Here is a 12,872-nt window from a genome sequence, read left to right on the forward strand (position 1 = left end):
GATGCCCTTACTGCTCGCCCATGCTGCGTTTCAAGCCGTAAATCAAACCGCGCAATTCCGCCAGGCCTTTCATGCGCCCTAACATGGAATACCCCGGATTGGTTTTCTTGTGAACATCATCACCCAGTAAATGGCCATGATCCGGTCGCATGGCGATTTCACAATCTTGTCTACCGGCTGCACGACGGCTTTGCTCTTCTTCCAACAAAACCTTCGTCAGGGCATACATATCGTTGTCGCCCTTGAGGTGTTCCGACTCATAGAAAGAACCATCTTCATCGCGCTGCACATTGCGCAGATGAACAAAGTGAATACGAGAGCCAAATTCTTTCGCCATTGCGGGTAAATCATTGTCAGCACGAGAACCGAACGAACCTGCGCATAAGGTCAGGCCATTGGTTTCACTGGGGGAAGCTTCGAACAGTGCACGCACATCGTCTGCCGTTGACACCACTCGTGGCAAACCGAATAAAGAGAACGGCGGATCATCCGGGTGAATACACAAATTAACCCCAAGACGTTCTGCTTCCGGGACAACCATTTTCAGAAAATCAAACAGATTCTGTTGATACTGCTTTTCATCCACTTCCAGAAATTCTTCGATCAATGCCGAAATACTCTGGCGATCATAGGCATCCGAGCCGCCGGGCAATCCGGCAATGATATTGCTTTCGAGCTGATCTATTTCTTCCTGGGACATCTGGTCCAAGTACTGTTTAGCCGACACGAGTTGCGCATCCGAGTAGCTGTCTTTGGCATTTTTTCGACAAAGTACATACACATCATAAGCAACAAAAGCATCCATGGAAAAATGCAAAGCGTAGCTTTCATTGTCCAGCTTGTAACGCAGACTGGTTCGCGTCCAATCCACGACGGGCATGAAGTTATAGCAAACCGTATGGATGCCGCAACGCGAGAGGTTATCCAAAGTCTGACAATAGGCTTCCATATAAGCTTTTGCGCCAGGGCGCGCTAATTTGATGTCATCATGAAGCGGGACACTTTCAACCACATTCCATTTCAAGCCCGCCGATTCAATAAGTTGTTTGCGCTCCTGAATATCTTCAAGCGGCCAAACGTCACCAACAGCAATGTGGTGCAAGGCACTGACCACATGACTGGCACCTGCCTGAACAATGTTCTCCAAACTGACCGGGTCATCAGGCCCGAACCAACGCCATGATTCCTGCATATCTACCTCTAACTTATTGCGACACTACAAACGAACAATGACGGATTTCGTCTCAGTGTACTGCGCAATTGCTTCTTCACCATTCTCACGCCCCCAACCGGATTGTTTATAACCACCAAAGGGCACGGCCATATCCGGTAAGCCATGGCAGTTTATCCAGAGCAAACCGGCTTTGATTTTTGCAGCGGTTTTGTGGGCGCGTGAAATGTCTTGTGTCCAAATACTCGCCGCCAGACCGTAGTCACTGTCATTGGCCATTGCGACGATATCATCTTCATCATCAAAGACCTGAACGGCCAGTACCGGACCGAACACCTCGTCTTTGATCAAATCCATATCGTTATTGAGATCGGTAAAAATTGTTGGCTCGATAAAATAGCCTTCCCGGTTCAGGCGCTTACCGCCACAGAGCAGCGAAGCCCCCTGGCTCTGGGCTCGCTCAATATGCGTCATCACGCTTTCTCGGTGACGCTGGGAAATCAACGGTCCCATCCCCGCATTCGGATCTCGGGCGTCCCCCGGCTCAATGGCTATAGCCAGAGCTTTTAATTTTTCCAGCAGCGTCGAGTAAATGTCTCTGTGAACATAGAGACGAGATGAGGCCACACAGACCTGACCGGCGTTGGAAAAAATACCATCGATCACACCCGCTGCCGCCGCATCCACATCGGCATCAGGGAAAACAATCATTGGGGATTTGCCACCGAGTTCCAGGCTCACTTTTTTGAGGTTGCCCTGTGCGGCCGACACGATGCGTTTACCCACAGTGGTTGATCCGGTAAACGACACCTTATCAACCTGGGGATGCTCGACCAATTGCGCACCGATGTCCGCACCGCCCAGAACAACATTCAATACCCCATCAGGGATGCCCGCTCGCTTGGCCAATTCGGCCAGCAACAGAACGGTCAGGGGAGTTTCTTCAGCCGGTTTCAGTACACAGCTGCAACCGGCAGCCAAAGCAGGTGCCAACTTCCAACAAGCCTGCACCAATGGACCGTTCCAGGGAACAATCAGCGCCGCGACCCCGACGGGCTCGCGATGGGTGTACGCCATAAATTCGCCGCTGGGCATGCCCGCCAGTTTTTTACTCGCGCCATCGAGCTTGGAGCACCAGCCGGCAAAGTAACGAAAACAATCAGCGGCAAATGGAATTTCACCATTGCGAGCAGCCGCTAAGGATTTGCCAGCATTCAGCATTTCCATTTCGGCCAACAACTCGGCCTGCTCTTCCATAAGATCAGCCAATCGCCATAACGCCCTGCCGCGGTCACTTGGACTCAGGCCTGTCCAACGTTCCTGATCGAAAGACTCTCGCGCAGCGCTGACCGCCGCTTCCACATCCGCTTGCTGAGCAGCGCAGTATTCAGCGATTGCCTCAGCCGTACTCGGATTCACAATCGCGTGAACGTCGGAACCACCGATAAAACGCCCGGCAATCCAGGAAGACTGCGGTTGCGTTAAACGCTCTTCTGTTTGCTCCGACAAAGTGTGTAGCGCTGTAGACATTTATTGCTCCATGTATTCTGTCAGTGCAGCCAGTACAGCATCATTTTCACTGTCGAGGCCAACACTGATCCTCAGGTATTGATCATCCCCTCCAGCCGGGCGGGGAATAATGCCTCGAGACATCAAATGTTGCGCTGCTGCTGCACCGCTTTTGCCGTTCCCTTCCGGGAATTTCAGCAAATAGAAGTTGGTTTGACTGGGAATAACTTCAATGCCCAGGTCACGTACCACTGACTGAATGCGCTCAAGAGATTGTTTATTGTGAGCCTTTACCTTGGCCACAAACTCTGTATCACGTACTGCGGCTGCAGCCGCTGCAAGCGCCGAAGCATTAGTGTTAAATGGCGTACGAATACGTCCACTGGCATCGACAATGGATTCCGGGCAGTAAGCCCAGCCAATTCTCAATGCGGGCAATCCATAAATCTTTGAGAAGGTTCGGGTCATAACGACATTGTCGAACTCATCGACCAGCGCCGAACCGTCTTCATAACTTTCGCCCCAAACATATTCAGCATAAGCATCATCGATCAACAATAGACAATCCTTGGGCAGGCCCGCATGCAAACGTCGCAGTTCAGAAGAATCGATAAAGGTACCGGTCGGGTTGTTCGGGTTGGCGATGGTACAGAAGCGGGTCTTGTCCGTAACGCGAGCCAACAGAGCATCCACATCCACTTTATAGTCTTTTTCAGGTGCAATCACTAATTCAGCACCTTGGGCGACACAGTGGATATTGCTCATGATAAAACCATTTTCACTGAGCAGGGCTTCATCGCCAGGACGAACATACGCACGCACCATTAATTGGATCAGTTCATCCGAGCCGTTGCCACAAACGATACGGTTCGGGTCCAATCCATAAGTGTCTCCAATGGCTTTACGCAACTCGTACTGGCTGCCATCCGGGTAGCGATTCAAGGTTTGTGCAACTTCTTCATAAGCTTTCAAGGCCGCTGGAGATGGCCCATGGGAAGACTCATTTGAAGACAACTTGATCGGGTTTTCCACGCCATCAATTTGACTCTGGCCCTGCTTATAAGGCGCCAACTTTGCCACACCAGGTGCTGGACTTAGCTTACTCATAATTTACTCTCGGCAACTTTAAGAACACACTGACTGACGATTTTGAGGCATCATCAGGAACGGCCACGGAGCCGGGAAGAATTCATTAATCTCCACCTCGATAATCGAAGGACCAGCGGTATCAAAGGCCTTGCGAATCGCTTCGCGCATGGTTTCGGGGCAAGACGCCTTAAACCCGTTGGCACCGAAGCTCTCGGCCATTTTGACGAAATCCGGATTGTGTAAATCCGAACAGATTACTCGACCATCAAACCACTCTTTCTGCTGACGCTGTACATTGGTAAAGCGACGGTCGTTGAAAATAACGGTCACCAGAGGCAACTGATACTGAACGGCTGTGGACAATTCCTGCATGGTAAACATAAAGCCACCGTCGCCACTGACCTGAATAACTTTCTTGTCCATATTACCGGCCATCACACCGAGCGCCGTGGCATAACCGTAACCCAACGTACCTTGGTAACCCGCACTGATGTGCTGACGAGGCTCATAAACCGGGAAACCGTACCAGGATACAAAACCGACCTGAGTTACCTCATCGACAAAAATACCGTCTCGTGGCAGCTCTTCGCGAATGACATCGAGATATTGCATTTGCGGGCCCACTTTTTCACGAACGTCAGCGTCAACGGCTTGTTTCAATTCGCTCAGCTCGGCTTCGCGGCTCTCGGCCTGGTATGAACCGTTCGCGGCCAACAGGGCATCCAACACATCGCCCGCATCAGCAACAATGCCCAACTCGGGCTCGCAGATTCGGCTGAGCTGAGTCGGGTCGACGTCAACACGAATCACTTTCAAGTCATCGTCTTTGCCCCACATGGTCAGCGGCCAGTTGAGTCGTGTACCAATAGCCAGAACCACATCGCAATCACCCCACAGACGGTGGCCCATTGGGAAGTTTGCACTCAGGTAGTTGTCGCTTGGCATAATGCCCTTGCCACTGCGACAGGCCATCACTGGAATCTGTAGCGCTTCGGCGAATTGGCGAACTTGCTGATACGCATCCAGAGCGCCCGAACCTACAACAATCATTGGCTTTTTCGCCTTTTGCAGCATTCCCAACGCTTCATTGATTTGATCGGCATCGACAGGCAACTTCGGATGATTGTTATTACCTTCCAGCAACGTCACTTCGGCTTCCAATGCCATAATGTCCATTGGCATTTCGATTTCAACCGGACGCGGATAACCTGTTGCCATCTGCTTAAAGGCTTCAGCCACTTTGACTGGAGCTTCTGCTGGATGATCGATGGAAGAAGACCATTTGGTGATATGGCTGATCATACCCAGCTGATCATTAATTTCGTGCAGATCGCCGTAGCCTTTACCAATGGCTGTCGATGGAATCTGGCCGGAAATGCACAATACAGGCGCGTAGTTTGACCAGGCCGTGCACAAGGCACCAGCCGCATTCAACAAACCAGGACCCGGCACAACTGCACAGGTACCCACCTTGCCAGTAGACTTCGCGTAACCATAGGCCATATACGCTGTCGCCTGTTCATGGCGGGTGTGAATCAGGCGAATGCCCTCGCCTTCCTTGTACATGGCATCGAACAGGAAATCCAACTGACCACCCGGCAATGCAAATACCGTATCCACACCATTTTTACGCAGCGATTTAATGATCGCTTCTCCGCCCGTCATTTTACTCATGATAAAACCTCTTGAAATCTTTGCACTATTGCTATTTTGGCTGCTGTTTTTGTCCGGCTTTCAATTTTTGATTCTTGCGTCGGCGATAACGAATCAAAAAAACCGGAAAGGCCAGAATGTATAACCACACCATGGGAACCTTGAGCGCTTTACCCAAGGCGGAAACCACATCATCAGGGCTGACATAGACCTTGCTCTGCATACTCTGATCGGGATGACTGTGAATAATCAGATGGTCTTTTTTGTACTCAAAATGACCAAACTCAAAATCAATATCCGCCAGTTTGCTTTTAACTTTCATATCCGCACCCTAGGACTTTTTCAAACGCCCTGTCTGCTGGGCATAATCAATTCGTTTTTGCAGCTGTTCACTCACATCTTTGGGGCCCATTCCCGCCGGCGGAGTAAATTGACCACGCTCATACAAATCGTCGAATACTTCCTTACAGATGGTAATTTTTTCCACCAATGCCTTTGGTGGTTTGCCGGAAGGGAAACGATTCGGCGGATAAATTGGATTGGTGTACATTTCACGGAAGCCTTCCGTACGCACATCAATCCAGCAATTGTGGTTGGTCTTGGTGCGATATTGACGAAGCGCTTCGATATCTACTGTTACCGCCAGCACCTGCTCATTCGGGTACGGCGCTTCGCGCAGCATCATGCCGGTGTAATCAATGGCAAAAGAATGTCCTGGGCAAAACGCCTTCGGATAGAAGTCATAGTTTACGCTGCCCCAGTTGGCGCCCAACACATAACACATATTGTCGTGGGCACGGGTTCGGCGAGTGAATCGCCAGAAATCCCATGGTTCGGAAACGCCTTCAAACTCCTGAATTGCACCCGGGTGGCAAATCACTTCAGCACCGTTGTAACCCAAAGCACGCGACACTTCAGGAGTACAACCATCATGACAGGTCATTGTGCCGAGCTTACCAATTTCGGTATCGATCACCGGGAACAAGTCCTTGATGCCGCCGCCGAAATGTTCGCAATATTCATCAAAGATATCGTGGGGACTGGTCCCCAAACCCAGTGAGGCATTGATGTGCCATTTGTGATACTTCAACACGACGTCACCGCTTGGCCCAACAATAAAGTTGGTGTTAAACCAGCGATCGGGAAATTCCGGCACAGATTCCACTACACCACCACCGCAGATGTACAAACCATACTCTTTGGCAATTTCACCCAACTGATCAATTTCCGGACCGGGAATGGTCACGGCTTTTTTCAGTTGATCTTCAATTTTGCTTTCGCCTTTACCGGGCGTACCCACACCCTGAAGAAAATACTCTGGCAACACCACCAGCTTTACAGGCACTTCCCAGTGATAACCCACACCGAAGTGGATCATGTTTTTCACACGTTCCAAATTCAGCTGAATACCTTCTCTGTCATCTACCACATTCACTTCAGGTTGAATGATTAATGCGGTATACGGATCAATTCTTTTCTGAGCCACGTCTCTACCCTTTCTTAAAAATCAAAGTCATCGTCTTCTTGCTTCAAACCAAGATCCGTAAGAATCTCGTTTGCCGCAATGGTGCCCATTCCACAAATACCACCACCGGGGTGGCAAGAAGGTCCGGTCATATAAAATTTCTTCACAGGCCCGCGATAGTTGGCGTAGTTCGGGAATGGACGGAACGCCCCCATTTGCGCCAGGGTTCGTTCACCACCCGTGGTCACACCGCGATGGAAGCACAAATTTGCGCGCGCCAGGCTGGGGCCAGTTTCCACATATTCCGCCATGATGTTGTCATCCGACATATTGGTGGTGTAATTACGCAGCTGATTCAATAAGGTGTCACGACAGTATTTTGCGCCCAGATTTTCCCAGTTCTCACCGCTGGCCAGATCCACAGGAACAAAGGTATCCATGATCAAAGTGTGCTTGCCATCTGGTGCACGAGTAGGATCCATCTGAGTCCAGGCCGCCGTCCACAGGAATGGATCGGAAGGCATTTTTCCAGACGCTATTTCCTGATACTGCTTGTCGATATCAGCAACCGTACCGAACATACGTTGGAAGGCCGTCGCATTCATATCTGCACCGCCATGGAACTCCGGTGCCTCATGCATCGCGTAATGCACACGCGCAATCGTGATATCGCCAAAGCTGAAGTTCTTCACCATATTGGTAAAGCCAGCGGGAAGCTGATCTTCTTCAAAACCTTTCAGGTAGGTCTGGAATGGATCCAGAGAACTGACGACACCGCTGCGAGCAAACACTTCACGGCCATCTTCCAAACGCACACCGCGACACTCATCACCTTCGATAATAAATTTATCCAGGCTGGCGCCGGTTAATACCGTACTGCCATTAGCTTCAATGTAACGGCGCATGGATTCCGACAACATGCCACTGCCACCTTCGGGAATCGACTGACCGTAGTAGTGAATACTCGGGATCATCACGTAAAAACCGGCAGCCGTACCCAACTGGTCTGGTAAAGTCTGTGGCGCCATCGCCCAACCCAGAATAAAGGCACGAACATGATCGTTTTCAAAATTTTCCAGCGTGAACTGACGCGAACTCAACTGATAGTCCCGCAGGCGCTTTAGACCTTCCGGGTTATTTTCCAGGCCCTGATACATATAACTCGGCGGTGCCGGTGGCGAGAACATGCCCTTAACCACACCTTCCTGAATCTCACCAAACTCTTCATAGATTTCGCGATAACGCTGAGCATCTTTTTTGGAATAGGCCGCGATGGTGTCACAGGTTTTATCGACATCTTTGTAAACAACAATGCCATCGCCTTCGTATTTGTTGGGGTGGCCGGTAATCTGATCATCAGACCAGATATATTTGAGACCGTGTTTTTCCAGCTCAGGTTTGAGTTCTTGGAAATCCGGATTCAAATGAATCCACACATGGGAAGAACCAAAGGGATCATGCTTAAAACCCGGCAGAGTCAGTTCGCGCGTCAAAGCGCCACCGCCAACCCACTCATTGCGCTCCAGCACCATAACCTTCAAGCCGCTTTTCACCAGCTTGGCGGCACAAATCAGTCCGTTATGCCCACCTCCCACAATGATTACATCGCAATCCGCCATAAAACCTCCCAAGCACGGCACACAGGCCATTCAATTCAAAAACAGGCGGCCCAAGCCCAGGCCGACTCAATAAGAGCAATTTAATAATAATCCCATTAATTGTCAATAATCCCATGATTGAGAAATTGCCAATTTCGACAAAACAGCATTAAACACTGGAAATGACGCCAAAATATCAGCAAAACAAGCAAGTCGCTTAGCAGAGATACAGAAAACCAGAGATATATAATCCCATCTTATAAGAATTAAATAGATCCAATAAATTAATTTAGATAGAATAAACGGCGGCCATCAGGCATGTGGCGTCGCACCTGCCGGAACAGAATCATCCAGGGATCCGTAATGAGCAAAGCAGAAACACCTCGCAAAAACAGCCGCGGTCAGGTTAATGCCGCGGTCGACACACTGGGACGGCGCATAGCCAATGGCACCTACCCCCAAGGCAGCACCCTGGCTATCGAACAGGAGCTGGCAGCCAATCTCGGCGTTGGTCGCAATGCATTGCGAGAGGCGGTAAAGGTACTTTCCGGTAAAGGGCTGATCTCTACGGCTCCCCGCAGCGGCACCAAGGTTCGCCCCCGTGATGAATGGAACATGCTCGACCCGGACGTGCTGGCCTGGCATGCCGATCCGGAAACCGCGACCCGCGAATTCATGCTCGACTTGATCGAACTGCGCCGAATTATCGAACCGAAAGCAGCCGAACTCGCCGCCAAACGCGCGACCAAAGAAGACATTGCTACCATTCTTGCCGCTTACGAAGAAATGGCTGCAGCCGGCTCGGACCAGCAGAAAAAAATGGAAACCGACATCGCGTTCCATACCGCTATTCTGAAAGCATCCCACAACACCGTGCTCTCACATTTTAAACACGCCATTTCTACCTACCTGAGAGCGCACATTCCCCAGGGCAAAATCCAGGATGAGAAAACCACCAAGGAAGATTTGGAGCGACACCATCAAATCGCCTGGTCCATCGCATCTGGCAAAGCAAAAACCGCGCACAGCCTGACAGTGGAAATGCTCAACCAGAACCGCAGCCACTTTGAAGACGAACCGGCCACAGAGGCCTGAGCTTTTGAGCCCAACGTCATCAACAATAGCTTTTCAACAGGCTCAAAAACTTTTCTCTTTTAGCGGATGACAGCTCCTCCAGAACTTTTTCAGCAACAGGGTCTGCCGGATAACGAAAATCCCGCAGACCGTCAGCCAAAGCATCCATCGCCCTAATGGCAACCCGCCCAGCTCCGACAGCCGCTTGCGCACCTGAAGATGCTTCTTTTTGCAGATTCGAAGCAAAAGAAGACGGGATCAATAACCCCATAGAAACCGAGTAGTCACGCCACTCTAAAGCATAGGATTCCACTATCCGCTCAAGTGCAGACTTACTTGCGGCGTAACAGGCATCGCCAGGCAATCCAACATAAGCCGACAAAGAACTGACTGCCAGCACCGACACCAACACTCCCCGCTTTGCCAAAGGCGTCAACTGCGCCAGACACAGCTGAACAGACAGGGCATTCACCATCATGACATGCCGCCAGGCTTGCAGCTCGCGCGCGGGCGCACCGGCAACGCCGGATGAAGGATAGCAAGCCGCATTAAAAATCATGGACACCGTGCAGCTTTGCGATCCCTTCAAAATATGCGTGCATGTCTTATTGATTGCAGCGCACAACTTTTCGGCACAATCCGGCAGGGCAAAATCAACAGCGGCATAATGCAACTGAGGGTGAGCAATGCGCTTCAGCAGTTTTTCTTCACTTTCGTGATTTCGAAACAGAGCCAACACGGAATAGTTTTGTTCAAGAGCCCGCTTGAGCAATTCACTTCCCAAGGCTCCGGCCGCGCCACTCACCACTATTAATTTTGTCATTGACGGCCTCCATAAAAAAAGCGGGCGACCATCACAGCCACCCGCCAACAGGACACATGCCTTACTTAAGGGCCATTTGCACTCACTAGCCCCGAGGAGAGTATGCCAACCGTTACTGGATCATATACGTAAACTTCACGCCAAACTCACGATAGTGAGGTCGAATACGAATACCTGCCGCACCAAAATTATCTGAAGTGCCGGTGTAGTAATCTTCATCCAAAGCGTTCTTAACGAAAGCAGATACACGAATGTTTTCACTTTCCATGCCTGCACTCAGGTTAACCACCTGATAGCTGTCAATCTGGTATGGATAAGTTGGCAGCGAGAACACATCGCCATTCACTGTGCGGCCAACCAAAGAACCTACCGCTTCGATATCACTTACGGTGTCATCCGTGAACGCCCACTCGGCGCGAACATAGGAATCCCAACTGCTAACTGAAAAGCGATATTCCAATGCTGTATTTACACTCCACTCGGGCGTTCTTGGCAAAGGCTGACCGGACACATCAATCACGTTTGGCTGGCCGTTGGTTTCGCCTTTCAACACAGCATCTTTGTAGTCATCAAATTTCGCATCGGTATAACCTAGGCCCGCCGACCAAATTAACCCTTCGGTCAGTAGCGCCGTCAACTCCAGCTCAACACCTTTGGCACTGGCTTCTTCCGCATTCTGCGTGGTTGAAATGGCGGAGCTGATATCAGTTGGATCTTCCAAACGGTTGGTTTGCACCTGGAAGTCTTGCCAATCCAGGGCAAAGATTGCACCAGACAAGTTCACTCGACCATCCATCAAACTGCTTTTGAAACCCAATTCATAACTGATCAGCTCTTCCGGCTTGAAACGCGCACCCGCAGTACGCGAACCGCCAGACACATCAGAGCCACCCGCTTTATAACCCTGGGCAACACTGCCGTACCAGGTCCAGTCCTCATTAGGCATATAGCGCAGAACCACGCGTGGAGAGAAATCGTTAAAGCTGACATTATCGCGAATCGGGTCTGGACCTCGATTAAAATCAATTTCAGAAACGGTGACCTTGTCACGGGAATAACGCCCCCCCAGGGTCAGATCCAAAGTTTCGTCAATATGCCAAACCATCTCACCAAACAATGCCGAACTTTCATATTTGGCGTACTGCTGGTTGTTGTTAATAAAGCCTAATGGATTGGCGGCGTTTGGATCGGAATCCGGCATAATTTGAATCTGATTGGCACGACGCAGCTCGTCCTCAACGTAAAAGACACCCACCGTCCAATCGATTTCATTGTCACCATCGGAACGCAAACGGAATTCCTGACTGATTGACTCACCAGTGTAATCGTTTACACGACGAAGAGGCAGCGGACCAAAAGTAAATGGAATACCATCCAGATCAGCAACACGATCGAAGGAGCTGTCTAACCAACCGCTTACCGAAGTGAACACCATGCCATCCAGATCCCAGTTCACGCGACCGTTCACAATAGTGAAAGACTTTTCGTTCAGCTCTCGGGAATCACGATCGATGCGACGTTTGTTGTTTGGGTAGAAACCCTGACCGGAATCAATCGCATCATGAGCACCAATGCCGAAGATGGACTGTGTATCCAAATCGACAACGCCGGTTGGAATACTGATATCCCCACCCTCATCTTCTTTGGTGTGGGTGATACTTAAATCGAGAGTCACGTCGTCACTCGGCAACGCTCGGATCGACAATCTGCCCGTGCCATACTCATAGAAAGGGTCGTTACCCAGGGGATTAACATTGGTAATCGGGGTATCGGATTCATCATAGGCCATGACCGCACGAGCCATCAGTCGATCATTGATTGGCAGATTGATGATCGCTTCCGCACCACGAGTACCGAAGTTACCGGCACTGACAGAACCTTCGAAGTAAAAATTCTCGTCGGGCTTTTTGGTTGTGATGTTCAGCGCCCCACCGACGGCGTTTCGACCAAAGTAAGTGCCCTGGGGGCCACGCAACACTTCAATGCGTTCGACATCTTGCAGCTGTGGATTAATCGTACCCTGGGCAACACTGCCTACCGACAGCTCATCAATGTAGTAACCAATAGAGTTCGCCGTTGACACACCATCCAGCGTCACATTACTTACACCACGGATACTGATGTTAATACTGCGGCTACCGCCCTCGCCATCTTCGGAGAAACCAACGTTGGGCGTCATCGCAAGGTAGTCGGCCGCCTCGGTAATATTGGACTTTTCAAGGGACTCCGCCGTAAACGCTGACACGCTGATAGGCACATCCTGTAAAGACTCAGAACGACGCTGGGCAGTAACCACTACCTCCTCCAACGTCAGAGCCTGGGAATCACCACCTTCCTGCGCAACACTCACGCCAGAACCAGCCGCCAGAATAGCTGCGGTCAAACTATTTACAGTGTGCTTGCTAAACATCGTATCTATCGCCTCTTCTTTATTATGTATGCACATTCGCAATGACCACCGGTGAAGCATCAACATTCACCACATTGCTT

At 50.5% G+C, this 12,872-nt stretch carries 10 protein-coding genes; 1 reads left to right on the top strand and 9 read right to left on the bottom strand.

Annotated elements, in window-relative coordinates; translation table 11 throughout:
• Positions 1-7: 7 nt before the first annotated feature.
• The 7 genes from uxuA to G8768_RS14345 are packed head-to-tail and all read right to left on the bottom strand — an operon-like array spanning position 8 to position 8,506.
• On the bottom strand, positions 8-1,192 hold the full coding sequence (gene uxuA / locus G8768_RS14315; RefSeq protein WP_166845554.1) for a mannonate dehydratase: 1,185 nt from the start codon (positions 1,190-1,192) through the stop codon (positions 8-10).
• Between the two features lie 24 nt (positions 1,193-1,216).
• Positions 1,217-2,701: an aldehyde dehydrogenase family protein gene (locus G8768_RS14320; RefSeq protein WP_166845552.1), complete on the bottom strand. Its 1,485-nt coding sequence runs from the start codon at positions 2,699-2,701 to the stop codon at positions 1,217-1,219.
• Positions 2,702-3,787 carry a histidinol-phosphate transaminase gene (hisC, locus tag G8768_RS14325; RefSeq protein WP_166845550.1) on the bottom strand — a complete coding sequence of 362 codons (1,086 nt, stop codon included), beginning with the start codon at positions 3,785-3,787 and terminating at the stop codon, positions 2,702-2,704.
• 18 nt (positions 3,788-3,805) lie between these two features.
• A complete protein-coding gene (locus tag G8768_RS14330; RefSeq protein ID WP_166845548.1) occupies positions 3,806-5,443 on the bottom strand; it encodes a thiamine pyrophosphate-dependent enzyme in 1,638 nt (545 codons plus the stop codon).
• A 31-nt stretch (positions 5,444-5,474) separates the two neighbouring features.
• Positions 5,475-5,744 carry a hypothetical protein gene (locus G8768_RS14335; protein ID WP_166845546.1) on the bottom strand — a complete coding sequence of 90 codons (270 nt, stop codon included), beginning with the start codon at positions 5,742-5,744 and terminating at the stop codon, positions 5,475-5,477.
• Between the two features lie 9 nt (positions 5,745-5,753).
• Positions 5,754-6,908: a nitrilase-related carbon-nitrogen hydrolase gene (locus G8768_RS14340; protein WP_166845545.1), complete on the bottom strand. Its 1,155-nt coding sequence runs from the start codon at positions 6,906-6,908 to the stop codon at positions 5,754-5,756.
• A gap of 14 nt (positions 6,909-6,922) precedes the next feature.
• Complete coding sequence (locus tag G8768_RS14345; RefSeq protein ID WP_166845543.1) at positions 6,923-8,506, bottom strand: phytoene desaturase family protein; 1,584 nt, start codon at positions 8,504-8,506, stop codon at positions 6,923-6,925.
• Positions 8,507-8,848: 342 nt separating this feature from the next.
• Here G8768_RS14345 and G8768_RS14350 point away from each other — a divergent pair, with 342 nt between their 5' ends.
• Positions 8,849-9,580 carry a FadR/GntR family transcriptional regulator gene (locus G8768_RS14350; protein ID WP_166845541.1) on the top strand — a complete coding sequence of 244 codons (732 nt, stop codon included), beginning with the start codon at positions 8,849-8,851 and terminating at the stop codon, positions 9,578-9,580.
• Positions 9,581-9,599: 19 nt separating this feature from the next.
• Here the strand turns inward: G8768_RS14350 and G8768_RS14355 are convergent, their stop codons facing one another.
• A complete protein-coding gene (locus tag G8768_RS14355; RefSeq protein ID WP_166845538.1) occupies positions 9,600-10,382 on the bottom strand; it encodes an SDR family NAD(P)-dependent oxidoreductase in 783 nt (260 codons plus the stop codon).
• A 112-nt stretch (positions 10,383-10,494) separates the two neighbouring features.
• Complete coding sequence (locus G8768_RS14360; RefSeq protein WP_166845536.1) at positions 10,495-12,792, bottom strand: TonB-dependent receptor; 2,298 nt, start codon at positions 12,790-12,792, stop codon at positions 10,495-10,497.
• Positions 12,793-12,872 lie beyond the last annotated feature (80 nt).

Source organism: Pseudoteredinibacter isoporae (assembly GCF_011602085.1).
GTDB lineage: Bacteria > Pseudomonadota > Gammaproteobacteria > Pseudomonadales > Cellvibrionaceae > Pseudoteredinibacter > Pseudoteredinibacter isoporae.

Bases quoted from the DNA above. Each gene is read 5' to 3' on its own strand.
- G8768_RS14355 (WP_166845538.1), bottom strand. From the start codon at position 10,382: ATGACAAAATTAATAGTGGTGAGTGGCGCGGCCGGAGCCTTGGGAAGT.
- uxuA (WP_166845554.1), bottom strand. From the start codon at position 1,192: ATGCAGGAATCATGGCGTTGGTTCGGGCCTGATGACCCGGTCAGTTTG.
- G8768_RS14330 (WP_166845548.1), bottom strand. From the start codon at position 5,443: ATGAGTAAAATGACGGGCGGAGAAGCGATCATTAAATCGCTGCGTAAA.
- G8768_RS14345 (WP_166845543.1), bottom strand. From the start codon at position 8,506: ATGGCGGATTGCGATGTAATCATTGTGGGAGGTGGGCATAACGGACTG.
- G8768_RS14320 (WP_166845552.1), bottom strand. From the start codon at position 2,701: ATGTCTACAGCGCTACACACTTTGTCGGAGCAAACAGAAGAGCGTTTA.
- G8768_RS14335 (WP_166845546.1), bottom strand. From the start codon at position 5,744: ATGAAAGTTAAAAGCAAACTGGCGGATATTGATTTTGAGTTTGGTCAT.
- hisC (WP_166845550.1), bottom strand. From the start codon at position 3,787: ATGAGTAAGCTAAGTCCAGCACCTGGTGTGGCAAAGTTGGCGCCTTAT.
- G8768_RS14360 (WP_166845536.1), bottom strand. From the start codon at position 12,792: ATGTTTAGCAAGCACACTGTAAATAGTTTGACCGCAGCTATTCTGGCG.
- G8768_RS14350 (WP_166845541.1), top strand. From the start codon at position 8,849: ATGAGCAAAGCAGAAACACCTCGCAAAAACAGCCGCGGTCAGGTTAAT.